The sequence below is a fragment of the Streptomyces sp. TLI_053 genome (genome assembly GCF_900105395.1).
Classification (GTDB): domain Bacteria; phylum Actinomycetota; class Actinomycetes; order Streptomycetales; family Streptomycetaceae; genus Kitasatospora.
The window spans coordinates 2,974,101-3,000,812 of record NZ_LT629775.1 but is presented as its reverse complement, the minus strand read 5'-3'; the positions used below and the strand labels follow the sequence as shown (position 1 = coordinate 3,000,812).

General features: G+C 72.9%; 17 protein-coding genes and 2 rRNA genes. 15 read left to right on the top strand and 4 right to left on the bottom strand.

Annotation, left to right across the window (positions count from 1 at the left end; genetic code table 11):
• Positions 1-63 precede the first annotated feature (63 nt).
• From BLU95_RS11650 to BLU95_RS11635, 3 genes are all read left to right on the top strand, one after another.
• Positions 64-3,185: ribosomal RNA gene (locus tag BLU95_RS11650) — 23S ribosomal RNA — on the top strand.
• 135 nt (positions 3,186-3,320) lie between these two features.
• A 5S ribosomal RNA gene (gene rrf, locus BLU95_RS11645) occupies positions 3,321-3,437 on the top strand.
• 1,800 nt (positions 3,438-5,237) lie between these two features.
• Positions 5,238-6,110, top strand: coding sequence for a tetratricopeptide repeat protein (locus BLU95_RS11635; protein WP_197698802.1), 873 nt, complete (start codon positions 5,238-5,240; stop codon positions 6,108-6,110).
• A 120-nt stretch (positions 6,111-6,230) separates the two neighbouring features.
• On the opposite strand, the gene BLU95_RS11630 is transcribed toward BLU95_RS11635, so the two are convergent.
• Positions 6,231-7,601, bottom strand: coding sequence for a DUF1015 family protein (locus BLU95_RS11630; protein ID WP_093859962.1), 1,371 nt, complete (start codon positions 7,599-7,601; stop codon positions 6,231-6,233).
• A gap of 93 nt (positions 7,602-7,694) precedes the next feature.
• On the opposite strand from BLU95_RS11630, the gene BLU95_RS11625 reads away from it, so the two are divergent.
• A complete protein-coding gene (locus BLU95_RS11625; protein ID WP_231978525.1) occupies positions 7,695-8,315 on the top strand; it encodes a tetratricopeptide repeat protein in 621 nt (206 codons plus the stop codon).
• Between the two features lie 92 nt (positions 8,316-8,407).
• Positions 8,408-9,451 (top strand): HAD-IIA family hydrolase, encoded by a 1,044-nt coding sequence (locus BLU95_RS11620; RefSeq protein ID WP_093859961.1) that lies wholly within the window; start codon positions 8,408-8,410, stop codon positions 9,449-9,451.
• A gap of 111 nt (positions 9,452-9,562) precedes the next feature.
• On the opposite strand, the gene BLU95_RS11615 is transcribed toward BLU95_RS11620, so the two are convergent.
• Entirely contained in the window at positions 9,563-9,910 is a 348-nt protein-coding gene (locus BLU95_RS11615) for an SCP2 sterol-binding domain-containing protein (RefSeq protein ID WP_093859960.1), read from the bottom strand.
• A 185-nt stretch (positions 9,911-10,095) separates the two neighbouring features.
• Between BLU95_RS11615 and BLU95_RS42235 the strand changes: the two genes are divergently transcribed.
• The 4 genes from BLU95_RS42235 to BLU95_RS11595 all read left to right on the top strand — a co-directional run bounded on the left by BLU95_RS42235 (position 10,096) and on the right by BLU95_RS11595 (position 12,975).
• Positions 10,096-10,908 carry a hypothetical protein gene (locus BLU95_RS42235; RefSeq protein WP_159424862.1) on the top strand — a complete coding sequence of 271 codons (813 nt, stop codon included), beginning with the start codon at positions 10,096-10,098 and terminating at the stop codon, positions 10,906-10,908.
• Entirely contained in the window at positions 10,901-11,128 is a 228-nt protein-coding gene (locus BLU95_RS11605) for a hypothetical protein (protein ID WP_093859958.1), read from the top strand. The genes BLU95_RS42235 and BLU95_RS11605 overlap by 8 nt, the downstream gene beginning before the upstream one ends.
• A gap of 45 nt (positions 11,129-11,173) precedes the next feature.
• Entirely contained in the window at positions 11,174-11,980 is an 807-nt protein-coding gene (locus BLU95_RS11600) for a TlyA family RNA methyltransferase (RefSeq protein ID WP_093859957.1), read from the top strand.
• 92 nt (positions 11,981-12,072) lie between these two features.
• Positions 12,073-12,975 carry an NAD kinase gene (locus BLU95_RS11595; RefSeq protein ID WP_093859956.1) on the top strand — a complete coding sequence of 301 codons (903 nt, stop codon included), beginning with the start codon at positions 12,073-12,075 and terminating at the stop codon, positions 12,973-12,975.
• A gap of 57 nt (positions 12,976-13,032) precedes the next feature.
• Here BLU95_RS11595 and yczR read toward each other — a convergent pair whose 3' ends face one another.
• The gene (yczR, locus tag BLU95_RS11590) at positions 13,033-14,556 is read right to left on the bottom strand and encodes a MocR-like transcription factor YczR (RefSeq protein ID WP_093859955.1); all 1,524 of its coding nucleotides are present in this window, start codon (positions 14,554-14,556) and stop codon (positions 13,033-13,035) included.
• A gap of 291 nt (positions 14,557-14,847) precedes the next feature.
• Between yczR and yczE the strand changes: the two genes are divergently transcribed.
• The 3 genes from yczE to BLU95_RS11575 all read left to right on the top strand — a co-directional run bounded on the left by yczE (position 14,848) and on the right by BLU95_RS11575 (position 18,798).
• Positions 14,848-15,510, top strand: coding sequence for a membrane protein YczE (yczE, locus tag BLU95_RS11585; protein ID WP_231978739.1), 663 nt, complete (start codon positions 14,848-14,850; stop codon positions 15,508-15,510).
• A 206-nt stretch (positions 15,511-15,716) separates the two neighbouring features.
• The gene (recN, locus tag BLU95_RS11580) at positions 15,717-17,450 is read left to right on the top strand and encodes a DNA repair protein RecN (protein ID WP_093864803.1); all 1,734 of its coding nucleotides are present in this window, start codon (positions 15,717-15,719) and stop codon (positions 17,448-17,450) included.
• A gap of 166 nt (positions 17,451-17,616) precedes the next feature.
• Positions 17,617-18,798: a glycosyltransferase family 4 protein gene (locus tag BLU95_RS11575; protein WP_173862033.1), complete on the top strand. Its 1,182-nt coding sequence runs from the start codon at positions 17,617-17,619 to the stop codon at positions 18,796-18,798.
• Between the two features lie 19 nt (positions 18,799-18,817).
• Here BLU95_RS11575 and BLU95_RS11570 read toward each other — a convergent pair whose 3' ends face one another.
• On the bottom strand, positions 18,818-20,833 hold the full coding sequence (locus BLU95_RS11570) for a glycoside hydrolase family 15 protein (protein ID WP_093859953.1): 2,016 nt from the start codon (positions 20,831-20,833) through the stop codon (positions 18,818-18,820).
• Between the two features lie 776 nt (positions 20,834-21,609).
• On the opposite strand from BLU95_RS11570, the gene pyrG reads away from it, so the two are divergent.
• The 3 genes from pyrG to BLU95_RS11555 all read left to right on the top strand — a co-directional run bounded on the left by pyrG (position 21,610) and on the right by BLU95_RS11555 (position 26,457).
• Entirely contained in the window at positions 21,610-23,295 is a 1,686-nt protein-coding gene (gene pyrG, locus BLU95_RS11565; RefSeq protein ID WP_234371494.1) for a CTP synthase, read from the top strand.
• Between the two features lie 96 nt (positions 23,296-23,391).
• Positions 23,392-24,036, top strand: a complete 645-nt coding sequence (locus BLU95_RS11560; protein WP_093859952.1) for an NUDIX domain-containing protein — start codon at positions 23,392-23,394, stop codon at positions 24,034-24,036.
• A gap of 384 nt (positions 24,037-24,420) precedes the next feature.
• Positions 24,421-26,457 carry a tetratricopeptide repeat protein gene (locus BLU95_RS11555; RefSeq protein ID WP_159424861.1) on the top strand — a complete coding sequence of 679 codons (2,037 nt, stop codon included), beginning with the start codon at positions 24,421-24,423 and terminating at the stop codon, positions 26,455-26,457.
• Positions 26,458-26,712: the final 255 nt, after the last annotated feature.

Below are 26,712 nucleotides of genomic sequence, written 5' to 3'. Positions count from 1 at the left end.
GGGTTGTCGGGTGTGGGTGTCTGGTCGTTGTTTGAGAACTGCACAGTGGACGCGAGCATCTGTGGCCAAGTTTTTAAGGGCGCACGGTGGATGCCTTGGCACCAGGAACCGATGAAGGACGTGGGAGGCCACGATAGTCCCCGGGGAGCCGTCAACCAGGCTTTGATCCGGGGGTTTCCGAATGGGGAAACCCGGCAGTCGTCATGGGCTGTCACCCATACCTGAACACATAGGGTATGTGGAGGGAACGCGGGGAAGTGAAACATCTCAGTACCCGCAGGAAGAGAAAACAACCGTGATTCCGGGAGTAGTGGCGAGCGAAACCGGATGAGGCTAAACCGTGATGGTGTGAGACCCGGCAGGGGTTGCCATCACGGGGTCGTGGGATTTTTCTTGACCGGTCTGCCGGCCGGTCGGCGAGTCAGAAACCGTATGGATAGTCGAAGGACATGCGAAAGGTCCGGCGTAGAGGGTAAGACCCCCGTAGGCGAAATCTGTACGGCTCGTTTGAGAAACTCCCAAGTAGCACGGGGCCCGAGAAATCCCGTGTGAATCTGGCGGGACCACCCGCTAAGCCTAAATATTCCCTGGTGACCGATAGCGGATAGTACCGTGAGGGAATGGTGAAAAGTACCGCGGGAGCGGAGTGAAATAGTACCTGAAACCGTGTGCCTACAAGCCGTGGGAGCGTCGGACGTGCAGCTTGCTGTGTGTCTTGTGACTGCGTGCCTTTTGAAGAATGAGCCTGCGAGTTTGCGGTGTGTAGCGAGGTTAACCCGTGTGGGGTAGCCGTAGCGAAAGCGAGTCCGAACAGGGCGTCTGAGTTGCATGCCCAAGACCCGAAGCGGAGTGATCTAGCCATGGGCAGGTTGAAGCGGAGGTAAGACTTCGTGGAGGACCGAACCCACCAGGGTTGAAAACCTGGGGGATGACCTGTGGTTAGGGGTGAAAGGCCAATCAAACTCCGTGATAGCTGGTTCTCCCCGAAATGCATTTAGGTGCAGCGTCACGTGTTTCTTGCCGGAGGTAGAGCACTGGATAGGCGATGGGCCTCACCGGGTTACTGACCTTAGCCAAACTCCGAATGCCGGTAAGTGAGAGCGTGGCAGTGAGACTGTGGGGGATAAGCTCCATGGTCGAGAGGGAAACAGCCCAGAACACCGACTAAGGTCCCTAAGCGTGTGCTAAGTGGGAAAGGATGTGGAGTCGCAGAGACAACCAGGAGGTTGGCTTAGAAGCAGCCACCCTTGAAAGAGTGCGTAATAGCTCACTGGTCAAGTGATTCCGCGCCGACAATGTAGCGGGGCTCAAGCACATCACCGAAGTCGTGTCATTGCAGCATATAGGGCCAACGCCTGCTGTGATGGGTAGGGGAGCGTCGTGTGCCGGGTGAAGCGGCGGTGGAAACCAGTCGTGGACGGTATACGAGTGAGAATGCAGGCATGAGTAGCGATACAAGAGTGGGAAACTCTTGCGCCGATTGACCAAGGGTTCCTGGGTCAAGCTGATCTGCCCAGGGTAAGTCGGGACCTAAGGCGAGGCCGACAGGCGTAGTCGATGGACAACGGGTTGATATTCCCGTACCCGCTTTGAAGCGCCAACGCTGAACCAGGTGATGCTAAAGCCGTGAAGCCGGCCCGGAGTCTTCGGACAATGGGACGTGGTGGAGCCGCTGAACCAAGTCTGTACTAGGTGAGCGATGGGGTGACGCAGGAAGGTAGTCCAGCCCGGGCGGTGGTTGTCCCGGGGTAAGGGTGTAGGGCGTTGTGTAGGCAAATCCGCACAACAATAGCCTGAGACCTGATGCCGAGCCGATTGTGGTGAAGTGGATGATCCTATGCTGTCGAGAAAAGCCTCTAGCGAGTTTCATGGCGGCCCGTACCCCAAACCGACTCAGGTGGTCAGGTAGAGAATACCGAGGCGTTCGGGTGAACTATGGTTAAGGAACTCGGCAAAATGCCCCCGTAACTTCGGGAGAAGGGGGGCCATTCCTGGTGACGGCACTTGCTGCCAGAGCTGGGGGTGGCCGCAGAGACCAGCGAGAAGCGACTGTTTACTAAAAACACAGGTCCGTGCGAAGCCGTAAGGCGATGTATACGGACTGACGCCTGCCCGGTGCTGGAACGTTAAGGGGACCGGTTAGCTCTGATTCGTCGGGGCGAAGCTGAGAACTTAAGCGCCAGTAAACGGCGGTGGTAACTATAACCATCCTAAGGTAGCGAAATTCCTTGTCGGGTAAGTTCCGACCTGCACGAATGGCGTAACGACTTCTCGACTGTCTCAACCATAGGCCCGGTGAAATTGCATTACGAGTAAAGATGCTCGTTTCGCGCAGCAGGACGGAAAGACCCCGGGACCTTTACTATAGCTTGATATTGGTGTTCGGTTCGGCTTGTGTAGGATAGGTGGGAGACTTTGAAGCCGTGACGCCAGTCATGGTGGAGTCGTCGTTGAAATACCACTCTGGTCGTGCTGGATGTCTAACCTGGGTCCGTGATCCGGATCAGGGACAGTGTCTGGTGGGTAGTTTAACTGGGGCGGTTGCCTCCTAAAGAGTAACGGAGGCGCCCAAAGGTTCCCTCAGCCTGGTTGGCAATCAGGTGTTGAGTGTAAGTGCACAAGGGAGCTTGACTGTGAGACTGACGGGTCGAGCAGGGACGAAAGTCGGGACTAGTGATCCGGCGGTGGCTTGTGGAAGCGCCGTCGCTCAACGGATAAAAGGTACCCCGGGGATAACAGGCTGATCTTCCCCAAGAGTCCATATCGACGGGATGGTTTGGCACCTCGATGTCGGCTCGTCGCATCCTGGGGCTGGAGTAGGTCCCAAGGGTTGGGCTGTTCGCCCATTAAAGCGGTACGCGAGCTGGGTTTAGAACGTCGTGAGACAGTTCGGTCCCTATCCGCTGTGCGCGTAGGAGTGTTGAGAAGGGCTGTCCCTAGTACGAGAGGACCGGGACGGACGAACCTCTGGTGTGCCAGTTGTCCTGCCAAGGGCATGGCTGGTTGGCTACGTTCGGGAGGGATAACCGCTGAAAGCATCTAAGCGGGAAGCCTGCTTCGAGATGAGCACTCCCACCTCCTTGAGAGGGTAAGGCTCCCAGTAGACGACTGGGTTGATAGGCCGGATATGGAAGCCCTGTGAGGGGTGGAGTTGACCGGTACTAATAGGCCGAGGGCTTGTCCTCAGACGCTCGCGTTCACTGTGTGGTTCCCGGGTAGCGAACAGCTATCGCCGGCGAAGTGCCCATCATTTGGCCTCGCCAAAGGGCAAGAACCACTTATCAACTGAAAAGTGTGTTTCGCTGAATACCCGATAGGGTTTCGGTGGTCATAGCGTGAGGGAAACGCCCGGTTACATTCCGAACCCGGAAGCTAAGCCTCACAGCGCCGATGGTACTGCAGGGGGGACCCTGTGGGAGAGTAGGACGCCGCCGAACAATCATTCAAAGCCGCGGCCCCCAGCGATTCGCTGGGGGCCGCGGCTTTTTTGCGTTGCGCGCATGTGTGTACGACGGCAGACCAGGGACTTCCGCCCGGACGCGGGGTGTCCCTGGATGTCGGACAATGGAGAAGGTGCACGGCCAGGAGGCCGGCGCCGAACCGCGAGAGGGCAGTGGTGCTGCCCGATGCGCGGTGGAGATGAAGAAGCAGAAGGAGTCACCACGATGGCGAACCAGCCCCAGGACCGTCCCGAGCGTCGATCGGACGACGGCCGCGGCTACGAGCCCCGGTCTCGCGGGGGTTGGTCCAACGACCGTGCTCCGCGCCGCGACGACCGCGGCGGCGACCGTGGCGGCCGTCCCGCCGGCGGCGGCTACGGCGGTGGCCGTGACGACCGTGGCGGCGACCGTGGCGGGTTCCGTCGCGACGACCGCGGTGGTGACCGCCCCTACGGCGGCGGCGACCGCGGTGGCTTCCGCCGTGACGACCGTGGCGGGGACCGCCCGACCGGTGGTGGTGGCTTCCGTCGTGACGACCGCGGCGACCGCCCGTCCGGTGGTGGCTTCGGCGGTGGTCGTGACGACCGTGGCGGGGACCGTGGTGGTTTCCGTCGCGACGACCGCGGTGGTGACCGTCCGTACAGCGGTGGCGGCGACCGTGGCGGCTTCCGTCGTGACGACCGTGGTGACCGTCCCTCGGGCGGCGGCGGTTTCCGTCGTGACGACCGTCCGGGCGGCTTCCGTCGTGACGACCGTGGTGACCGTCCCTCGGGCGGTGGCTTCGGCGGTGGTCGTGACGACCGTGGCGGGGACCGTGGTGGTTTCCGTCGTGACGACCGCGGTGGTGACCGTCCGTACAGCGGTGGCGGCGACCGTGGCGGCTTCCGTCGTGACGACCGTGGTGACCGTCCCTCGGGCGGCGGCGGTTTCCGTCGTGACGACCGTCCGGGCGGATTCCGCCGCGACGACCGTGGTGACCGCCCGTCCGGTGGTGGTGGCTTCCGTCGTGACGACCGTGGTGACCGTCCCTCGGGTGGTGGCTTCGGTGGCGGTCGTGACGACCGTGGCGGGGACCGTGGTGGTTTCCGTCGTGACGACCGCGGTGGTGACCGCCCCTACGGCGGCGGCGACCGTGGCGGCTTCCGCCGTGACGACCGCGGCGACCGTCCCTCGGGCGGCGGCTTCGGTGGCGGCCGTGACGATCGCGGTGGCGACCGCGGCGGCTTCCGCCGTGACGACCGTGGTGACCGTCCGACCGGTGGTGGCTTCCGCCGCGACGACCGCCCGGGTGGCTTCGGTGGCGGTCGTGACGACCGTGGCGGGGACCGTGGCGGCTTCCGCCGCGACGACCGCGGTGGTGACCGTCCGTCGGGTGGTGGCTTCCGTCGTGACGACCGCGGCGACCGTCCCGCCGGTGGCGGCTTCCGTCGTGACGACCGTGGTGACCGTCCGTCGGGCGGCGGCGGTTTCCGTCGTGACGACCGTCCGGGTGGGTTCCGCCGCGACGACCGCGGCGACCGCCCGTCCGGTGGTGGCTTCGGCGGTGGTCGTGACGACCGTGGCGGCGACCGTGGTGGTTTCCGTCGTGACGACCGCGGTGGTGACCGCCCCTACGGCGGCGGCGACCGTGGCGGCTTCCGTCGCGACGACCGCGGCGACCGCGGCGACCGTCCCTCGGGCGGCGGCTACGGCCGTGGCCGGGACGACCGCGGCGGCTACCGCGGTGGCCGCGACGAGCGCGGCGGCGGCCGGGACTACCAGGACGACCGCCGGGGCAACTACGAGCCGGTCAAGCGCCTGCCGATCCCCGAGGACGTCACCGGCTTCGAGATCGACGCGGATGTGCGCCAGGAGCTCAAGAGCCTGCCCAAGACGCTCGCGGACGATGTCGCCCGCAACCTGGTGATGGTCGCCCGCCTGCTCGACGACGAGCCGGAGGAGGCCTACCAGTACTCGCGCGTCGCGCTCCGGCTGGCCTCCCGCGTCGCCGCCGTCCGTGAGGCGGCCGGTTTCGCCTCGTACGTGACCCAGCGCTACTCGGAGGCGCTGACCGAGTTCCGCGCCGCCCGCCGGATGACCGGTCGCGCGGACCTGTGGCCGGTGATGGCCGACTGCGAGCGTGGCCTGGGCCGCCCGGAGAAGGCGCTGGCGATGGCCGGCGAGCCCGAGGTGAAGCAGCTGGACAAGGCCGGCCAGGTCGAGATGCGTCTCGTGGCGGCCGGTGCGCGCGGTGACATGGAGCAGTTCGAGGCTGCCGTCGTCACCCTGCAGAGCTCCGAGCTGGCCTCGTCCGCGGTGCACCCGTGGACCGCGCGCCTGCGTTACGCCTACGCCGAGGCGCTGATCGCGGCCGGCCGTGGCGACGAGGCCCGTGACTGGTTCGCCAAGGCCGTCGAGGCCGACACCGACGGCACCACCAACGCCGCCGAGCGTCTCGCCGAGATCGACGGTGTGGAGTTCATCGACGCCCTCGACCCGGAGCTCGCCGAGGAGGAGGCCGAGCAGGCCGCCGAGCCGGCCGCCCGCAAGGGTGGCGAGGCCTCGGACGAGCGGGTCATCTTCGAGGACGAGGAGGACGTCGAGGAGTTCTACGACGAGGACGACCTCGAGATCGACGAGGAGTTCGACGGCGTGGTGCCGGAGCGTCCCGCCGCCCGCGACGACAAGTAGTCGACGGTCGCGACCGCCGGCGCTCGCCGGCGGTCGGGGCGCGTCACGAGTGAGGCCCTGCCGCACCCCGGGAGATCCGGGGTGCGGCAGGGCCTCACTGCGTCGGGCGTCGCTACGGCGTCAGCCCAGTTCCAGGTTTCGCAGCACCAGACCGGTGGCCGGCTTCGGGCCGAAGGAGGTGGACTTGCGCGGCATGGTGACGCCCTGTTCGGCGAGCCGGCGGACCACGCTCTCGCGGACCGGGTGCAGCAGGACGGCCGTGCCGCCGCTGCGGGCGGCTTCGCGCTCGGCGGAGGCCGCGGTGTGCAGGTAGCCGATGTCGTCGGGGCCGTCGGGGACCCGCCAGGTGTGGTCGAGCAGGGTGGCGTGCAGGACGGTGGCGTCCAGGTGGCGCCACTCCTCGGGCTTGTCCTGCGGCACGGTGGCGTCGAGCAGCGCCTCGTCGGGGTCGGTGACGAGGTGGTAGACGCCGTCCCCGCCGGTGAGCAGGAAGCCGCTGCCGCCGTGCCGCTTCTGCTCGGCGAGTGCCTGCAGCGCGGCGTCCAGCGGACCGGGGACCTCCTTGACCTGCCACTGGCCGCCGAGCCGGGCCAGGGCCTCCTCGACCGGCAGCCGGTAGAGCACCCGGTGGATGGCCCGCACCCGGAGCGGATAGCGGGCGGTGTCGACCAGCAGGACCAGGCCGCGGTCCCAGGGGCTGCGGGGCAGGTGCCGGTGCTCGCGCTGGAGGCGCAGGTACATCTCCCAGCGGTGGTGACCGTCGGCGATCAGGGCGCGGCAGGTGGCCAGGTCGCGGCCGATCTCGGCGATCTCGGCCGGGTCGGTGACCGCCCACAGCCGGTGGTGGGTGCCGTCGGTGGTGGTCGTGGTGAGCAGCGGCTCCGTGCGGACGGCGCGCTCGATCACGGCGGACGCCCCGCCGCTGCCCCGGTAGGTGAGCAGCAGCGGTTCGAGGTTGGCCCGGGTGGTGCGCATCAGGCCGACCCGGTCGGCGACCGGTCTGGGCATCACGTCCTCGTGGGGGAGGACCACGCCGGCCTCGCTGCCGCTGACGGCGAGGGCGCCGATGAGTCCGCGCTGGAGGACCTCCGCGCCGCCGTCGGCGGCGGGGACGCGCTGCTCGTACACGTAGAGGGCCGGCTCGGGGTCGGCGGCCAGGACGCCCTCGCGCTGCCACTCGCGCAGCAGCCTGGCGGCGTGCCGGTAGCGGGTGTCGCGGTCGGGGCGGTCGCCGGTGTCCTCGGGTTCGGGGCGCGGCAGGATCAGCCGGACCACGTTGTGCGGGTCGGCGGTCTCCAGGTCGAGCCGTCGGCCGGGGTCGACGACGTCGTACGGCGGTGAGGTGACGGCGGCCAGCGCGCCGACCCGGTCGGGGTCGTAGCGGAGGCCGCGGAAGGGGGACAGGGACAGGCCTGCGGTGGCGACGTGGCCGGGATTGCCGGGGCCGCCCTGCGGAGACTCCACTCCGCTTTCTGCACTGGGTGTGCTCATTCTGGGCATCGTAATCGGGTACGCGTTGTTCAGAGATCGGAACACCCGTGCCGGTCCGGTGGCCGGGTGTCGTGACCGAGGGCGAGGTTCGGGGTGGAGGAGCGCGACGAGCGGGTGGACGACGGCGCTGGTGGGGGTGGGGACCCGGGCGGCGGCGGGACGGCTCCGTCCGGGCAGCAGCAGCGGTCCGGTGAGCCGGAGGGCGACGTCTACGAGTGGTTCCGCCGGGGTGCTCGGCTGCTCGCGCAGGGGAACCCGGCGGCGGCGGAGCAACTGCTGGCCCGGGCGGCCGCGGCCGAGCCGGACTCGCGCAGCATCCGGGAGGCGCTGGCCCGGGCGCAGTTCGACGCGGGGTCGTACGCGGCGGCGCTGGAGAACTTCCGGACCGTGGCGCTGGCCGATCCGTCGGACGACTACGCTCAGTTCGGGTGGGGTGTGGCGGCGGCCCGGCTGGGTGATTTCGAGACCTCCGCCGAGCATCTGGCGCTGGCCGTGGCGATGCGGCCGGAGAACGACCACTACCGGGCCGCACTGCGGCAGACCCGCGCGACGCTGGCGGCCCGGGCCGGGGCGTTCGGTCCGCTGCTGCCGGGGGCGCCGGGTTACCTGGAGCCGCCGGCCGGGGCGGAGGGGCCGGCTCCGGGAAGCACGGCGGGCCCGGGAACCACGGCGGGGCCGGAGCCGACCGGTGATCGGGACCGGCGGGACGGCTGAGCCGGTGCGCCGCCCGCCGGCCGCGGTCCCGGCCACCGCCGGGACTCCCGACGGACGAGTACGACTGACGCGATGAGTGAGGTAGAGCAGGCATGACCGAAACGGCCACCACCGTGCGACGGACCGCCCCGGGCGGCAGCGAGCAGCCGCTGACCGAGGCGTACGACACGGCACTGCTGGACCTCGACGGCGTGGTGTACGCCGGTCCGGACGCGATCGAGTACGCCGTGGAGTCGCTCGACGCGGCCCGCGCCGCCGGGATGCGGCTGGCGTACGTGACCAACAACGCCTCCCGGCCGCCCCGGGTGGTCGCCGGGCACCTGACCGAGCTGGGGGTGCCGGCCGAGGCGGCGGACGTGATCAACTCCGCCCAGGCCGCCGCCCGGGTGCTCGCCGAGAAGCTGCCGGCCGGTGCGAAGGTGCTGGTGGTCGGCGGGCTCGGCCTGGAGGAGGCGCTGGCCGAGCGCGGTCTGGTGGCCGTCCGGACGCTGGCCGAGGAGCCGCTGGCGGTGGTCCAGGGCTTCGACGCCTCGGTGGGGTGGACGCACCTGGCGGAGGCGTCCTACGCGGTGCAGTCCGGGCTGCCGTGGGTGGCGTCCAACACCGATGTGACGGTGCCGACCGCGCGCGGGATCGCGCCCGGCAACGGGATGCTGGTGGCGGCGGTGCGGGCGGCGACCGGGGTGGAGCCGGAGGTGGCGGGCAAGCCGCTGCCGCCGATGCACCGCGAGACGGTGCTGCGGACCGGCGCGAAGCGGCCGCTGGTGGTGGGTGACCGGCTGGACACCGACATCGAGGGCGCGTTCAACGGCGGGGTGGACAGCCTGCTGGTGTTCACCGGGGTGACGACGGCGGCGCAGCTGCTGGCGGCACCGGCCGAGCACCGGCCGACGTACCTGTCGGCGGACCTGCGGGGGCTGCTGACCGCGCACGCGCCGGTCACGGCGGCGGAGGACGGCGGGTTCGGCTGCGGCGGCTTCGTCGCGGTGGCGCGGGACGGCGTGCTGCGGCTGGAGGGTGTCGGGGCGGACCGCTGGGACGGTCTGCGGGCGCTGTGCGCGGCGGCCTGGACGGCGCTGGACGCGGACGGCGAGCCGGTGGACGGCCGGAAGGCGCTGGCCGAGCTGGGGTTCTGAGCCCGGGGCCGGTGCCGACGGCCGCCCGGTGGTCGGTGCCGGCCGGTGGGTGAGCGGTCGGTGGTCGGCACCGGCCGGTCGGGGGCGGCTCGGGGCGGCTCGGGGGCCGGGTCAGAGCAGGGTGCGCAGCCGCAGCAGGTCGCGGAAGCCCGCCTCCAGCTTGACCCGGCCGCCGACCCAGGCCGAGGCGAAGTTGAGCCGGCCGCCGACCAGAGCGAGCAGGTCGTCGCTGCTCATGGTGAGCCGGATGTCCGCCTTGCCGGTCGGGCTGCCGGGGTGCTGCTCGACGTCGTGGATGCTCCCGGAGCGCAGCTGCCCGGTGAAGGTCAGGTCGAGGTCGGTGATCCGGCAGCTGAGCGAGCGGTCGAGGCCGGCCGCCGTGCGGACGTCGCCGGTGGCCTTGGCGAGGTTGTGGCTGAGCTGCTCCAGCGCCTCGCGGCACTCCTCGGCGTTGGCCATGGCGGTGGGTTCCCTCCTCGGACCGGCCGCCCCGCCCCGGCGGGTCGCGGGGTCCGGTGACGGCCGACTGCCGGGCCACGGTACCGCAGGAGGGTTTTGGCGGTAGCGTCGTCGGTGGGATGCCCGGATCCGTCCGGGCCCCGTGGCGACGGAGCGATGCGCGCAGGCGAATGGGAGGCACCCGGATGCTGCCGAGGACGGTACGAGGAGCGGTGGCGGCCGCGGCCGTACTGGTGGAGGAGGTCGGCAAGCGGGTCGTCGGAACGGCGGCCGGTCTGCTGGAGAAGGGCGGCATCGACGTCACGGAGGTGGAGCGCCGTTTCGGCGGGCAGTTCCCTCCGTCGGCGCAGTCGTTGCAGACCCTCGCCGAGGAGGCGGTGACCGCCGGGCGGGCCGGGGTGGACCTGGCCGTCGGGGTGGCGCGCGGTGAGGTCGAGAAGGTCTTCGAGAAGGTCGGGGACCAGGTGACCAAGGTGGGTGTGGTGCTGGCCTACCTGGAGAGCAAGCTGCGCGAGGTCGAGGACGAGGAGGAGGGGGCGCGGCCGGAGCAGGCCGGGCCGCCGCCCGCGCCCCGGGCCGGCGGCCTGTTCGAGGACGGCTGGGAGCAGGAGACGCGGGGTTCGGCGGAGGCCGAGCGGATAGTGGTGGACGAGCCGGTGGAGGTCGACCCGCCGGTGCCGCCGACCGGGGCGGCGGGTGCGGCGGAGGCCGCCGCGAAGAAGGCCGCGGCGAAGGCTCCCGCGAAGAAGGCGGCGGTGCGGAAGCCCGCCGCCGCGAAGCAGGCCGCACCGGCCGCGAAGGACGCGGCGGCCAAGAAGACGGCGGTGAAGAAGACCGCCGTCAAGAAGACCGCCGTCAAGAAGACCTCGACCGCGAAGAGGAGCACGGCCGCGAAGAAGCCGGCCGAGGCCGGGGCGGAGCAGCCGCCCGCCAAGCGCACCGCCACCCGGAAGACCACCGTCCGCCGGACCGCCACCACGAAGAAGCCCGATGCCTGAACCGGAGAGCCGGAGCACCCCCGTCCCCGTCCCCGTCCCCGCCCCCGGCGAACCGCTGCCGCTCGGTGTCGAGCTCACACCGACCGGTCATCCGGCGGTGGACGCCGGGCTGGCCCGGCTGGCGGCGCTGGACGGGGTGCCGACCGACGCACACGTCGCGGTGTACGAAGATGTCCATCAGCGGCTCGCCGACACGCTGGCCGCGCTCGACCGGGACTGACCCGGGCGGGCGGGAACCACCGTAGGAGCTGAAACACCAGTGGCAGTGGCACGACGCCGACTCGACGCGGAGCTGGTCCGCCGCAAGCTGGCCCGGTCGCGGGAGCACGCCTCGGAGCTGATCGCGGCCGGCCGGGTGACCGTCGGCGGGGCCACCGCGACCAAACCGGCCACCCAGGTGGAGACCTCGGCGGCGGTCGTGGTGGCCAAGGACGACAACGATCCCGACTACGTGTCGCGCGGCGGCCACAAGCTCGCCGGGGCGTTCGCGGCGTTCGTGCCGCAGGGCCTGGTCGTCGAGGGCCGCCGGGCGCTGGACGCGGGCGCGTCCACCGGAGGGTTCACCGATGTGCTGCTGCGGGCGGGCGCCGCCCGGGTGCTGGCGGTCGACGTCGGCTACGGGCAGCTGGCCTGGTCGCTGCAGAGCGACGACCGGGTGACCGTGATGGACCGCACCAACGTCCGGGAGCTGACCCCGGAGATGATCGGCGGCACCCCGGTCGACCTGGTGGTGGGGGACCTCTCCTTCATCTCGCTGGGCCTGGTGCTGCCCGCGCTGGCCGGCTGCGCCGCCCCGGACGCCGACCTGGTGCTGATGGTCAAGCCGCAGTTCGAGATCGGCAAGGAGCGCCTCGGCAGCGGCGGTGTGGTGCGCAGCCCGCAGCTGCGCGCCGAGATGGTGCGCCAGGTGGCCGGGCAGGCGTGGGAGCTCGGGCTGGGCGTGCGGGCGGTCACCGCGAGCCCGCTGCCGGGTCCGTCGGGCAATGTCGAGTACTTCCTCTGGATGCGCCGGGACGCACCGCGGCTGGACCCCGCGGAGGCGGACCGGGCCGTCGCCGAGGGCCCCCGATAGGGTGCTCTGCGGACGTCCGGTCAGTCATGCTGGGTGGCGCGGCCGTACCGGGCCGACGACGACCCGGCCGGCGTAGGGAGAGGGCAGCGGGCATGAGTGATGAACGTACGGTCTTCCTGATCGCGCACACGGGCCGCGAGGCGGCGCTGCGCAGTGTCGAGGGACTGGTGCACGGCCTGCTGAAGGCGGGGATCCGGATCAGACTGCTGGCTGCCGAGGCGGTCGACCTGGACCTGCCGGACGGGGTGGAGACGGTGGCCGGGGGACCGGGCGCGGCCGACGGCTGCGAGCTGATCCTGGTCGCCGGCGGGGACGGGACCCTGCTGCGCGGGGCGGAGCTGGCGCGTGAGCACGGGCTGCCGATGCTCGGCATCAACCTGGGCCGGGTCGGTTTCCTGGCCGAGGCGGAGCGGGACGACCTGGCGGTGGTGGTCGAGCGGGTGGTCGACGCCGACTACGAGGTCGAGGAGCGGATGACCCTCGATGTGATCGTCCGGACCAACGGCGACGAGGTGCACCACGACTGGGCGCTGAACGAGGCCTCGATCGAGAAGGCGGCCCGGGAGCGGATGCTCGAGGTGGTGACCGAGGTGGACGGCCGTCCGGTCTCCAACTTCGGTTGCGACGGCGTGGTGTGCGCCACGCCGACCGGCTCGACGGCGTACGCGTTCTCCGGCGGCGGGCCGGTGGTCTGGCCCGAGGTGGAGGCCCTGCTGATGGTGCCGATCAGCGCGCACGCGCTGTTCGCCCGGCCGCTGGTGGCCTCGCCGGACTCGGTGCTGGCGGTGGAGGTGCAGCCGAAGACCCCGCACGGGGTGCTGTGGTGCGACGGCCGGCGTTCGGTCGAACTGCCCGCCGGGGCGCGGGTGGAGGTGCGCCGGGGGCAGACGCCGGTGCGGCTGGCCAGACTGCACCGGGCGCCGTTCACCGACCGGCTGGTGGCCAAGTTCGCGCTTCCGGTGACCGGTTGGCGCGGCCGGGCGGACACCGCCTGAGGTTCGTGCTGCGGCGGCGCCGCCCGGGTGCGGGTGCCGGTCGGCGCCGCCGCACCGTCAGACCGCGAGCGGCTGGTTGTCGTCGGTGCCCCGCCACCCGCCGTCGTCCTCGGCGCGGGCGGCGGTCGCCGCCAGCCGGCGGACCGCGGCCGGCACGGCCGGGGCGGGCACGGTGAGCGGGATCCGGACGTGGTGCTCGAACGCGCCGTCGGAGCCGAACCGGTTGCCGGCCGCGAGCCGGACCCCGGAGCGCTCGCCCGCCCGGGCCAGCGCCGTGCCCGAGACCCCGCCGGTGGCGACCCAGAACGACAGGCCGCCCGGCGGCACGGTGAAGCGCCAGTGCGGCAGCTGTTCGCGCAGGGCGGTGCCGAACGCCTCGGCGGTGTCCCGCAGCCGGGTCAGCTGGTGCGCGCGGACCGCGGGCAGGTCCTCGGCCAGCAGTTCGGCGGCGATCAGCTGGTCCAGCACGGGGGCGCCGACGTCGCTGTAGACCCGGGTGGTGGCCAGCCGGCGGACCAGCGCGGGGGCGGCGCGCACCCAGCCGATCCGCAGACCGCCCCAGAGCAGCTTGCCGGCCGAGCCGACCGTGACCACCTGGGCGGCGCGGTCCAGCGCGGCGGTCGGGCGGGGGAGCGCCGCGCCCTCGGGCAGGCCCCAGCCGAGTTCGGCGGTGGTCTCGTCGACCAGGACCACGGCGCCGGCGGACCGGGCGGCGGCGAGCAGTTCGCGCCGCTGCTCCTCGTCGATCAGCGCGCCGGTGGGGTTGTGGAAGTCGGGGATCACGTAGGCGGCCTTCGGCGCGGCCCCGCCCAGTACCCGCCGCCACTCGGAGAGGTCCCAGCGCGGGCCCTCGCCGCGGTCCGGCCCCGGGCGCGCGTCGAGGAGGGGCACGGGGACCGGCCGGGCCTCGCTGAGCCGCAGCGCCTGGAGGGTGTGGGCGTAGCTGGGGGCCTCGACGGCGACCCGGTCGCCCCGGCCGAGCAGGGCCTGCCGGACCAGGTGCAGGGCGCCCATCGCGCCGATGGTGATCAGGATCTGCTCCGGGGTGGTCGGCAGGCCGCGTTCGGTGAAGCGGCGGGCCACGGCCTCGCGCAGCACCGGGACCCCGGTCGGGTAGTGGCCGTGCCCGGCGGCGTAGGCGGGCAGTTGTTCGACGGCGCGGGCGGCGGCCGCGGAGAGGAAGGGCTGGGGGGCGGGCAGCGCGGCGACGCCGAGGTCCAGGATGTCGCCCTGCTCGTCCGGCGGGACGGGGTGCAGGGCGTCGCTGGGCGGGGCGGAGCCCTCGGGCAGGGCGGTCCAGCTGCCGGCGCCGCGTCGGCTGCGCAGGTACCCCTCGTCCCGCAGGGCCTCGTAGGCGGTGGCGACGGTGGTGCGGCTGAGTCCCAGGGCCAGGGCGAGTTCGCGTTCGGCGGGCAGTCGGGCGCCGACCGGCAGCCGGCCCTCGGAGACCAGTAGCCGGATCCGGGCGGCTAGGGCGCGGTAGGCCGGGCGGCGGGCGGCGCCGGGCGGTTCGGGCAGCCGCGCGGTGGCGAGCAGCCGGGCGAGCGCCGGGGGAGCGACGGTGGTCTGCCAGTCGGCCAAGGTGATCAGTCCACTTACTCGTGATTGGCCCTGTCGTGGGCCGTATTGGCTTGGCCATCATGGCAGGGCGGCCGTCGAGTCCGCCACCGTCGGGCCGGTCCGCCGGCGGTGCAGCACCACCTGTCCGGAGATTCCATGGCCACCACGAGCGCCCTCCCGTCCCCCTCCCCCTCCCCGTCGCCGTCCGAGCGCCCGTCCGAGCGCCCGTCCGGGCCTGCGTCGCCGTCCCCCGCCGCCGGTGCCCCTGGTACCGCCGGTGCGGTCGCCCGTCCCGGCCCGCTGCTGCGGGTGATGGGCGACACCCACGCGCTGGGCCGCCGCCTGCCGCAGCTGGTGGTCGGCCTCGCCCTCTACGGCGGCAGCATGGGCCTGATGCTCCGCTCCGGCCTCGGTCTCGACCCCTGGGACGTGTTCCACCAGGGCCTCCAGGGCAGCTTCGGCCTCTCGGTGGGAGCCTGGGTCACGATCTGCGGCGCCCTGGTGCTGCTGCTGTGGATCCCGCTGCGCCAGCTGCCCGGGGTCGGCACGGTCGCCAATGTGCTGCTGATCGGCGCCGCGATGGACCTCACTCTCCGCTTCGTCGGCACACCCGGGGCGCTCCCGGTCCGGATCACGCTGATGGTCGCCGCGATCGTGCTCAACGGTCTGGCCACCGGGCTCTACATCGGCGCCCGGCTGGGCCCGGGGCCGCGGGACGGGCTGATGACCGGACTGCACCGCCGTACCGGGGGCTCGCTGCGGCTGATCCGTACCGGGATCGAGCTGGTCGTGCTGGCGGTGGGCGTCCTGCTCGGCGGGACGGCCGGGATCGGCACCGTCGCGTACGCGCTGGCGATCGGCCCGCTCGCGCAGTTCTTCCTGCCCTGGTTCACCGTGCCCACCGCCGAGCAGGCCGGGCGGGTCGGCCGGGTCGGCCGGGTCGGCCGTTCCGACAGGGCCGGAGCGGCCGGGTAGTGGCCTTTCCGGGCACCCGGTCGTCCGGATCTCCCCGGGCGGGTCCGTCGGTGGGCCGGGCACGGAGGAACGCCCCGGCACCCGGCGGGGCGGGTCCGGAAACGCCCGGAACGGATGAACTCGGGGGCACGGAGTTGCCGCGCGTCGTTGCCGCTCGTCGCGCGGCGGGTGCGGAACCTCGTAAGGTCGTCTCCGTGTTGGACGAGATGCGGATACGGGATCTCGGGGTCATCGACGACGCGGTCGTCGAACTGGCCCCCGGCTTCACAGCGGTGACCGGGGAGACCGGAGCCGGCAAGACCATGGTGGTGACCAGCCTCGGCCTGCTGCTCGGCGGCCGGGCCGACCCGGGCCTGGTGCGCAACGGCAGCGAGCGCGCGGTCGTCGAGGGGCGCCTGCAACTGCCGCCCGGCTCGCCGGTGGCCGCCCGCGCCGCCGAGGCCGGCGCCGAGCTCGACGACGGCGCGCTGCTGATCAGCCGGACCGTCTCCGCCGAGGGCCGCTCCCGCGCCCACGTCGGCGGCCGGTCCGTCCCGGTCGGCCTGCTCACCGAGCTCGGCGAGGACCTCGTCGCCGTGCACGGCCAGACCGACCAGCAGCGGCTGCTGCGCCCGGCCCGCCAGCGCGGCGCGCTGGACCGGTACGCGGGCGAGTCGGTGGCCGAGCCGCTGGCCCGCTACCGCGAGGTGTACCGCCGGCTGCGCGAGGTCTCCTCGACGCTGGAGGAGCTGACCACCCGGGCCCGTGAGCGGGCCCAGGAGGCCGACCTGCTGCGGTTCGGCCTCGACGAGGTCGCCGCCGCCGAACCGGTGGCCGGCGAGGACGAGGGGCTGTCCGCAGAGGCCGAGCGGCTCGGCCACGCCGACGCGCTCTCCTCCGCCGCGACCCTCGCCCACGCCGCCCTGGCCGGCGACCCGGCCGACCCGGAGGCACTGGACGCCGGCACCCTGCTCGCCCAGTCCCGCCGCGCGCTGGACGCCGTCCGCCACCACGACGAGCGGCTCGCCGCCCTCGCCGACCGGCTCAACGAGGTCGGCTACCTGCTCGCCGACGTGGCCGGCGACCTGGCCGGCTACGCCGACGACCTGGACGCCGACCCGGTCCGCCTGGCCGCCGTCGAGGACCGCCGGGCCGTGCTGTCCCAGCTGCTGCGCAAGTACGGCGGCCCGGAGAACTCGCTGGCCGAGGTGATCGCCTGGGCCGAGGAGGGCTCCGCCCGGCTCGCCGAGCTCGACGGCGACGACGAGCGGATCGACGAGCTCGGCGCCCGGGAGACCGCCCTCCGCGGCGAGCTGGCCGAACTCGCGGCCGAGGTGTCGGCCGCCCGGCAGGCCGCCGCCGGGCGCTTCGCGGCCGCCGTCTCCGCCGAACTCGCCGAACTGGCGATGCCGCACGCCCGGGTCACCTTCGCGATCAGCCAGGTCGACGACCTGTCCGGGATCGAGATCGAGGGCCGGACCGTCGCCTACGGGCCGCACGGCGTGGACGAGGTCGAGGTGCTGCTGGCGCCGCACCCCGGCGCCCAGCCCCGGCCGATCGCCAAGGGCGCCTCGGGCGGCGAGCTGTCCCGGGTGATGCTCGCCGTCGAGGTGGTCTTCGCCGGCGCCGACCCCGTCCCCACCTACCTGTTCGACGAGGTGGACGCGGGCGTCGGCGGCAAGGCGGCGGTCGAGATCGGCCGCCGGCTCGCCAAGCTCGCCGAGAGCGCCCAGGTCGTCGTGGTCACCCACCTGCCGCAGGTGGCGGCCTTCGCCGACCGCCACCTCGTGGTCGAGAAGACCAACGACGGCACCGTGACCCGCAGCGGCGTCAAGGTGCTGAGTGACGAGGAGCGGGTCCGCGAGCTCTCCCGGATGCTGGCCGGCCTGGAGGACTCCGAGCTCGGCCGGGCGCACGCGGAGGAGTTGCTCGCCGCGGCCCGCGCCCCCCGCCACCGCTGAACCCGGGCGGCCCTCGCGGACCGGCCACGACGCGCCCCGCCGGGGGCGCCGACTGTCCAAGAGGGCCGCCGACCTGGCATGGTGGCGGCTGGACACTGGCCCTTCCTGTCCCGAGCGCCGCCGGCGGGCAACCCCCGCCCGGGGCGCGCGTAGCTGATCGAGTCGGATGCGAGACGACGTGGACCATTCCGCCGCCCGGGCAGCCGCGGCCACCCCCGAACCGGGGCAGCTGCACGTGGTGCTCGTCCTGGCCGCCAGTAGCGGCGGCATCGGTGCGCACGTGCGCTCCTTGGCGCAGGGCCTGGTCGCACACGGAGTGACCGTCACGGTGTGCGCCCCCGCCGGCGCGGACGCGCTGTTCGGTTTCTCGCGCACCGGTGCGCGGTTCCACCTGGTCGACATCACCCCCACCGCGGGCGCCCGCAGCGACGCCACCGCGATCGGCGAGCTGCGCCGGGCCTTCACCGGCGCCGACGTGGTGCACGCCCACGGCCTGCGCGCGGGGCTGCTGTCCGACCTGGCGCTGCGCACCGCCGGCCGCTTCCCGGGCCTGCGCCCGGAGACGCCGCTGGTGGTCACCTCGCACCACGCGCTGGACGCCACCGGCATGGAGCGCCGCCTCCAGCGGCTGATGGAGCGCCGGGTGGCCCGCGCCGCCGACCTCGTCCTCGGCGCCTCCTCCGACCTGGTGGCCCGCGCCCGCGAACTCGGCGCCACCGACGCCCGGCTGGGCCCGGTCGCGGCCCCGCCGATGCCCGAGGCGCGGCTGCCCCGGGACGGCGCCAGGGCGGCGCTGCTGGACGGCGGCGCGGACCGCCCGCTGGTCCTCGCGGTGGGCCGGCTCGTCCCGCAGAAGGCCTTCGGACTGCTGCTGGATGCGGCCCGCGACCTGGCCGCGCTGACGCCCGAACCACTGCTGCTGCTGGCCGGGGACGGCCCGGAGGCCGCCGGGCTGCGGGAGCGGGTGGCCGCCGAGAAGCTGCCGGTGCGGCTGCTCGGTTACCGCACCGACGTGTCCGACCTGCTGGCCGCCGCCGACCTGCTGGTGCTCTCCAGCCGCTGGGAGGCCCGCTCGCTGGTGGTGCAGGAGGCGATGCGGGCCGGTGTGCCGGTGGTCGCCACCGCCGTCGGCGGCATCCCCGAGCTGGTCGGTGACGCCGCCGTACTGGTGCCGCCCGGCGACGCGGCGGCGCTCGGCCGGGCGGTGCGGGAGCTGCTGGCCGACCCGGAGCGCCGCCGGCGCCTGGTGGCGGCCGGCCGGCAGCAGGCGGAGACCTGGCCGGACGAGGCCGCCACCGTCGCCCAGGTGCTCAGCACCTACGACGAGCTGGTGCAGCGCGACGCGTGAGCGCGACGGTGGCGGCGGGTCAGACGGTGGCCTGCTCGCCGGCCCGGTCGGCGGCCGGGCCGTCCGGCTGGGCCGACAGGTAGGCGCCGCCGCAGGCGGTGAGCCGCAGCGCGGTGTCGATCAGCGGGACGTGGCTGAAGGCCTGCGGGAAGTTGCCCACCTGGCGCTTGAGCCGCGGGTCCCACTCCTCGGCGAGCAGCCCGAGGTCGTTGCGCAGCGACAGCAGCCGGTCGAACAGCTCCCGCGCCTCCTGCACCCGGCCGATCATGGCGAGGTCGTCGGCCAGCCAGAACGAGCAGGCCAGGAAGGCGCCCTCGTGGCCGGAGAGGCCGTCGACGTTGTTGCCGGACTCGTCGTGGGTCGGGTAGCGGAGCACGAAGCCGTCCTCGGTGGACAGTTCGCGCTGGATCGCCTCGATGGTGCCGATCACCCGCTTGTCGTCCGGCGGCAGGAAGCCGACCTGCGGGATGAGCAGCAGCGAGGCGTCCAGCTCCTTGCCGCCGTAGTACTGGGTGAAGGTGTTGCGGCCGGGGTCGTAGCCCCGCTCGCAGACGTCCCGGTGGATGGTGTCGCGCAGCTCCCGCCAGCGCTCCAGCTGGCCGCCGGCCGGGGCGTCCTCGGGGGTCTGCTCCAGCAGCTTGATGGTGCGGTCCACCGCCACCCAGGCCATCACCTTGGAGTGGACGAAGTGCCGGCGCGGTCCGCGCACCTCCCAGATGCCCTCGTCCGGCTCGGTCCAGTGGTCCTCCAGGTACTCGATCAGCCGCAGCTGGAGGTGGTGCGCGTGGTCGTTGCGGACCAGGCCGGTCATGTGGGCCAGGTGCAGCGCCTCGACGACCTCGCCGTAGACGTCCAGCTGGAGCTGGCCGGCCGCGCCGTTGCCGACCCGCACCGGCTGCGAGCCCTCGTAGCCGGGCAGCCAGTCCAGCGAGGACTCGGTGAGCTCGCGCTCGCCGGCGATGCCGTACATGATCTGGAGGTTCTCCGGGTCCCCCGCGACGGCGCGCAGCAGCCACTCGCGCCAGGCCTTGGCCTCGTCGCGGTAGCCGGTGCGGAGCAGCGAGGAGAGGGTGATCGCGGCGTCCCTGAGCCAGGTGTAGCGGTAGTCCCAGTTGCGCTCGCCGCCGATGTCCTCGGGCAGCGACGTGGTGGGGGCGGCCACGATCCCGCCGGTGGGGGCGTAGGTGAGGCCCTTGAGGGTGATCAGCGAGCGGACCACGGCCTCCCGGTAGGGCCCCTGGTAGGTGCACTGGCCGACCCACTCGTGCCAGAAGTCGGCGGTGGCCTCGAGCAGTGCCTCGGCGTCCGGCGGGGTCGGCTGCTCGAGGTGGGAGGCCTGCCAGGTGAGCGCGAAGGCGATCCGCTCGCCGGCCCGGACGGTGAAGTCGGCGTAGGTGGTGAGGTTGCGCCCGTAGGTGTCGGCCTCGCCGTCCAGCCAGACCGAGTCCGGCCCGGCCACGGCGACGGTGCGGTGGCCGCCGTCGGGCTGCTCCACCCGGTGCACCCAGGGCACGACCCGGCCGTAGCTGAAGCGCATCCGCAGTGCGGAGCGCATCCGCACGGTGCCGGCCACGCCCTCGACGATCCGGATCACCTGCGGCACGGCGTCCTTCCCGGCCAGCGGGCGGGGCGGCATGAAGTCGATGACCCGGACGGTGCCGCCCTGGGCGTCCCACTCCTGTTCCAGGATCAGCGAGTCGCCCCGGTAGCGGCGGCGGTCGGCGGGCACGGCGGGGGCGGCCGCGGTGGGCGGCGGGACCCTCAGGTCGCCGGTGTCGGCGATCCGCGGCCGGGCGGCCGGTGGGACGGCCGGTTCGGCGGCGGGCGCGGTGGCCGGGTGCGGCAGTGCGGTGGCCACCGCCTCGGCGGGGCCGATCCGCCAGAAGCCGTGTTCGTCGGTGCCGAGCAGGCCGGCGAACACCGCCGGTGAGTCGAACCGGGGCAGGCAGAGCCAGTCCACCGCTCCGTCCCTGCTGACGAGGGCGGCGGTCTGCATGTCCCCGATGAGTGCGTAGTCCTCGATACGGCCGGCCACGTGATCTCCAGTTCGCAATGTGGTCACGACGCATCGGCGATCCGAGGGAGAGCCAGCGGGACCGCGGGACCGGGGCCACCCCGGGACGTCCGGCCCTCCGTGGGGTGGTGGCGGGCCTTGCCGGAGCATCCGCGAGGGCTCGGTCGAGCCTCTGGGTGGGTGGGAGGAGCGGCACTACGGGGAGGTCCGGTCGCGCATCGGGGACCGAGAGGTTCCTGACCCTCCCACGCCCTCCGCGTGCTCATGTTGTCGGCGATGCGTCCGAGCAGCTTACGACGGACGAAAGGGGCGAAGCACGCGGGCGCAGCGCGATGTGGCGCCGCATTTCGGCGGAAATACCGCGCATTGCGAGAGCGGCCGTCAGGATGGCTCGGAAGGATCAGCTCCGGATGGCACGAAGTGGGGATCCGGTGATGGCCCGGCCGAGGGCTCCGGGCCGCCTCCGGGTGGCCCGGACGGGCGGGTGGTGCGACGGATGTGACGGTAGCGCCGGATGGTGCGCCGGTGGTGCGCCTGGCGTGCGCCCCGGGAGCGCCCCCGCGGCCGCCCGACCGGAAACCGGGGCCCGGAGGCCCGCCGGCGGCGGGCCGGAACGCGTCCGGGCCGGGTCACTGATACCCTGGTATCCCGTGGACCGGTGGGATCAAACGCCCCGGACCGGCCGAACCGACGACCCTCAGGGCCCCGTGCGCAGCACCGCCCTCCCCCCGTCGCGACGGCGAGCCGCGAGCCTCCCACCACGTCACCTTCGACACGCGACCCACGGGAGCCCCCTCTTGGCACAGCCCCATTCCGGCAAGGCATCGAACGGCCGCGCCGTGACGACCAAGCACCTCTTCGTCACCGGGGGTGTCGCCTCGTCGCTCGGCAAGGGCCTCACCGCCTCCAGCCTCGGTGCCCTGCTCAAGGCCCGCGGCCTGCGCGTGACGATGCAGAAGCTCGACCCGTACCTGAACGTGGACCCGGGCACCATGAACCCGTTCCAGCACGGTGAGGTCTTCGTCACCGACGACGGCGCCGAGACCGACCTCGACATCGGCCACTACGAGCGGTTCCTCGACACCAACCTGCACGGCTCGGCGAACGTCACCACCGGCCAGGTGTACTCGACCGTCATCGCCAAGGAGCGCCGCGGCGAGTACCTGGGCGACACCGTCCAGGTCATCCCGCACATCACCAACGAGATCAAGTCCCGGATCCGCCGGATGGCGACCGAGGACGTGGACGTGGTGATCACCGAGGTCGGCGGCACCGTCGGCGACATCGAGTCGCTGCCGTTCCTGGAGGCCGTCCGCCAGGTCCGCCACGAGGTCGGCCGGGACAACGTGTTCTTCGTGCACGTCTCCCTGCTCCCCTACATCGGCCCCTCGGGCGAGCTGAAGACCAAGCCCACCCAGCACTCCGTCGCCGCGCTGCGCAACATCGGCATCCAGCCCGACGCCATCGTGCTGCGCGCCGACCGCGAGGTCCCGCAGGCCATCAAGCGCAAGATCTCGCTGATGTGCGACGTGGACGAGGAGGCCGTGGTCGCGGCCATCGACGCCAAGTCGATCTACGACATCCCCAAGGTGCTGCACGGCGAGGGCCTGGACGCCTACGTCGTCCGCCGCCTGGACCTGCCGTTCCGCGACGTGGACTGGACCACCTGGGACGACCTGCTGCGCCGCGTCCACGAGCCGCAGCACATCGTCAAGGTCGCCCTGGTCGGCAAGTACATCGACCTGCCGGACGCCTACCTGTCGGTGACCGAGGCGCTGCGCGCCGGCGGTTTCGCCAACAACGCCCGGGTCGAGATCAAGTGGGTCACCTCGGACGACTGCGAGACCCCCGAGGGCGCCCGCGAGCAGCTCGGCGACGTGGACGCGATCTGCATCCCCGGCGGCTTCGGCGACCGCGGCGTCAACGGCAAGGTCGGTGCGATCACCTTCGCCCGCGAGAACAAGGTGCCGCTGCTCGGCCTCTGCCTGGGCCTGCAGTGCGTCGTCATCGAGGCCGCCCGCAACCTGGCCGGCCTGCCCGAGGCCAACTCGACCGAGTTCGACGCCGCCGCCAAGCACCCGGTCGTCTCCACCATGGCCGAGCAGCTGGCCATCGTCGACGGCAAGGGCGACCTGGGCGGCACCATGCGTCTGGGCCTCTACCCGGCCAAGCTCGCCGAGGGCTCGATCGTCCGCGAGGTCTACGCCGGCGAGCAGTACGTCGAGGAGCGCCACCGCCACCGCTACGAGGTCAACAACGCCTACCGCGCGGACCTGGAGAAGACCGGCCTGCAGTTCTCCGGCCTCTCCCCGAAGGGCGACCTGGTCGAGTACGTCGAGTACCCGCGCGAGGTGCACCCCTACCTGGTGGCCACCCAGGCCCACCCGGAGCTGAAGTCCCGGCCGACCCGCCCGCACCCGCTGTTCGCGGGTCTGGTCAAGGCCGCGATCGAGATCAAGACGGCCCCGGCCGACGCCCAGTAGTCCCGGTCCGTTTCCCCGGACGGCGGTCCCGCGATGTCCCGCGGGGCCGCCGTTCGGCGTTAGATTGTGTCGTACTGACGAAAAGGGGAGAGCGTGATGGACGACCGCAGCACCGCCGGAGTCGCCGACGTGGCGGAGGAGTGGGAGATCCGGGGGAGCACCACCCCGTTCCAGGGCCGGGTCACCGGGGTGCGCACCGAGGAGGTCCTGATGCCCGACGGCAGCTGGGCCCGCCGGGACTACCAGACCCACCCCGGATCGGTCTCCGTGCTCGCCCTGGACGACCGGCAGCGGGTGCTGATCCTGCGCCAGTACCGGCACCCCGTCCGCCAGCGCCTCTGGGAGCTGCCCGCCGGACTGCTCGACGTTCCCGGCGAGAACCCGCTGCACGCCGCCCAGCGCGAGCTGTACGAGGAGGCGCACTGCAAGGCCGGCGAGTGGCGGGTGCTGGTCGACTTCTACACCTCGCCCGGCGGCACCGACGAGGCACTGCGGCTCTTCCTCGCCACCGACCTCTCCGAGGCGGAGGGGGAGCGGTACGAGGCGCACGGGGAGGAACTGGAGCTGGAATCCGCCCGGGTGCCGGTCGAGGAGCTGGTGCGGCTGATCCACGCCGGCGAGCTGCACAACCCGACCCTGATCACCGGGACGCTGGCGCTGTACGCGGCCCTGCACGGGCCCGGCGGGCTGGACGCGCTGCGGCCGGCGGACTCGCCGTGGCCCGCGAGGCCGTTTATCTAGGCTCGGCTCACCTCCGGGGCGCTTTGGTCCGGCGCCGACGGTCGTTGCTCCCTCGCTCCTTCGTCGCTCCCTCGCGCCTCCCTTTCGGCACCGGCGCGCCCCTTCGGCTCGCTCGCGGTCCGTGCAGGGCGGGGGTCACGGCGGGTGGGTGGGGGCCGGGGGCTCGACGTTGCCTCATGTCGTGCCGGGCTGGGGCCGGGGAGCCGTTCGGGACCGGTGTGGGTTGCTCGCGGTGGGGCGGAATGCGGCCGGGGGGGTGATTTACCGGTTCGTACGACCGGATGTCACCTCGGTCGGGGCTGACGGCCGAACTACGCTTCGCAGACGGGGCGTCCGTCGCGGGCGGCCGCCGGTCGGTGCTGGGTGACGTCGGGAGTGGCACGGGTGGCGAGGAAGACGGCGACCATGGAGGCCGGGACCGGCGCGCCCGCCGAGCGCGTTCCCGGGCTGGACCGGCTGCCCGCCGGCCCCGCCCTGTTCGTCGGCCGGCGCACCGAGCTGGCCGCGCTGCGGGCCGCCGCCGCGCGTCCGGCCGAGGGCCGTTGCCCGGTGCTGGTGCTGGCCGGGCGGCCCGGTTCGGGCCGTACCGCGCTGGCCGTCCGGTTCGCCGTCACCGTCGCCGGCCAGTACCCCGACGGCGTGCTGTTCGCCCGGCTGTCCGCCCCCGACGGCGGCCGGGTGCCGCCCGCCAGGGCCGCCCGCCGGCTGCTGGAGCAGCTGGGCGCGGACACCGCCGACGTTCCGCTGCCCGGCGCCGCCGGGGACGGCCGGGACGATCCGGCCTGCGTCGCGCTGCGGGCCGCGCTGGCCGGGCGCCGGGTGCTGCTGGTGCTGGACGACGTCCGGGACGCCGGGCAGCTGTGGCCGCTGCTCGCGGACGAGCCGGGCTGTCTGGTGCTCGCCACCACGGCCGGGCCGCTCACCGGGATCGAGGACATCGATCCGGTCATCCTCGGCGGGCTCGACCGGACGGCGGCGGCCGAGCTGCTGGGCGATCTGGTCGGCGGCACCAGGATCGGCTGCGACCCGGTCGGCGCTGCGGACCTGGCGGAGGCCTGCGGCTCCCAGCCGGCGGCGCTGCGGCTGATGGCCGGGCGCCTGCGCGGGAAGCCGGAGCTGGCGGTGACGGAGGCGGCGAAGGAGCTGCTGCGGGCCGTCACCGAGGCCGGGAAGCCGGAGCCGGAGCCGGAGCGGGCCCCGGAGAAGGACTCGGAGGAGTCGAAGGAGCCCGCGCCGAAGGGCAAGGGGCGGCGCGGGCCGGAGCCGGTCGCCGCGGCGGCCCCGCCGGCGGAGCCGGCCCGTGATCCGGCGGCCTGGGTCCGACCCGGACCGGAGCCCTCCGAACCCGTCCCGGTGCCCGACAACGACCCGCTGGTCGGCGCCTTCACGCTGGCCTATGCCGGCCTGACCGCCGCGCAGGCCCGGATGCTGCGCGCGCTCACCCTGGCCCCCGCCCAGTCCGCGGACCCGCGCACCGCCTCCGCGCTGGTCGGCTGTCCGGCCCCGGAGGCCGCGACGACCCTCGCCGCGCTGGCCGAGCGGGAGCTGCTGGCCGAGGAACCGCCGGCCGCGGACGGCACGGCCCGCTACCGCGTCCCCGGCCGGCTCCACCCTCGGCTGGTGCGGCTGCGCGAGCGGGAGGACCGGCCCGCCGAGATCGAGCTGGCCCGGGCCAGGCTGCTGGAGCGGCTGGTCCGGCTCACCGAGTCGGCCCGCTCGCTGCTCGACCCGTCCGACGGCGCCGGGCCCGACCCGCTGCCCGGTCCGCTGCGGCTGAAGTCCGCCGCGCACGCCCGGGAGTGGCTGCTCGGCGAGCGGGACCCGCTGCTCGGCGCCGTCGCCGACGCGATCGGCCAGGGCGATCTCGACGGCTCGGCGGGCCGGCTGGTCACCGCGCTGCTGCGGTCGCTGCCGCTGACCGGTGCCGCCGCCCCGGCCGACCTCCACCAGCTGCACGAGCTGGTGCTGACGGTGGCCGAGCGCCACGGCCGCCCGCGCCGGGCCTCGGCCGCGCTGCTCAACCTGGGCGACCTCCAGGCGGCCGCGAGCCGCTGGGAACTGGCCTCCGGGCACTACCGGGCGGCCCTGGAGCACGCCAGGACCGCCGACGACGAGGCGCTCTGTGCCCGCGCACTGGAGGGCGCGGCGGGCTGCCACCGGGCGCTCGGCGATGCCGTGCGCGCCGCCGATTGGTACAACCGGGCGCTGGGTGTCCGGCAGTCGATGGGGGACCAGGCCGCCGAGGCCCGGCTGCTGGCCCGGGTGGCCGAGGCGCACGCGGCCCAGCGCCGGTTCGACGAGGCCGAGCGGGAGTACCGGGCGTCCCTGTCGGTACTGCGCCGGATCGGCGACGAACGGGGCCGGGAGGCCGTCGGCGCCGCCCTCGCCGAGCTGCGGGAACGGGCCGCCGGCGGGTGGTAGGTCCAGGTTCGGGAGTATTGTCGAATATGCCCGGTCGGCGCGGCTTTGACAGGAAGATCGCGATGGAAGCCTACGAACCTGCCAATGAGTCCGGCGGATTTGTTCGCTTTGGAAGGCTGACAGGCCGCCTGGGCTTCATTACACTCGTACTCAGTCGCGCAGCGAGCCGTGCCCCGGTGCCATCCGGAGGCTTCCCCCCGTGCGCGTCGCCCGCCGGTCTTCTCCGGTAGGGACCCCCATGGCAAGAGGACGTGT

Excerpts from the sequence above, each read along its gene's own strand:
- recN (WP_093864803.1), top strand. The coding sequence starts at position 15,717 with ATGCGGATACGGGATCTCGGGGTCATCGACGACGCGGTCGTCGAACTG.
- BLU95_RS11575 (WP_173862033.1), top strand. The coding sequence starts at position 17,617 with ATGCGAGACGACGTGGACCATTCCGCCGCCCGGGCAGCCGCGGCCACC.
- BLU95_RS11620 (WP_093859961.1), top strand. The coding sequence starts at position 8,408 with ATGACCGAAACGGCCACCACCGTGCGACGGACCGCCCCGGGCGGCAGC.
- yczE (WP_231978739.1), top strand. The coding sequence starts at position 14,848 with ATGGGCGACACCCACGCGCTGGGCCGCCGCCTGCCGCAGCTGGTGGTC.
- BLU95_RS11595 (WP_093859956.1), top strand. The coding sequence starts at position 12,073 with ATGAGTGATGAACGTACGGTCTTCCTGATCGCGCACACGGGCCGCGAG.
- BLU95_RS42235 (WP_159424862.1), top strand. The coding sequence starts at position 10,096 with ATGCTGCCGAGGACGGTACGAGGAGCGGTGGCGGCCGCGGCCGTACTG.
- BLU95_RS11615 (WP_093859960.1), bottom strand. The coding sequence starts at position 9,910 with ATGGCCAACGCCGAGGAGTGCCGCGAGGCGCTGGAGCAGCTCAGCCAC.
- BLU95_RS11605 (WP_093859958.1), top strand. The coding sequence starts at position 10,901 with ATGCCTGAACCGGAGAGCCGGAGCACCCCCGTCCCCGTCCCCGTCCCC.
- BLU95_RS11630 (WP_093859962.1), bottom strand. The coding sequence starts at position 7,601 with ATGAGCACACCCAGTGCAGAAAGCGGAGTGGAGTCTCCGCAGGGCGGC.
- BLU95_RS11560 (WP_093859952.1), top strand. The coding sequence starts at position 23,392 with ATGGACGACCGCAGCACCGCCGGAGTCGCCGACGTGGCGGAGGAGTGG.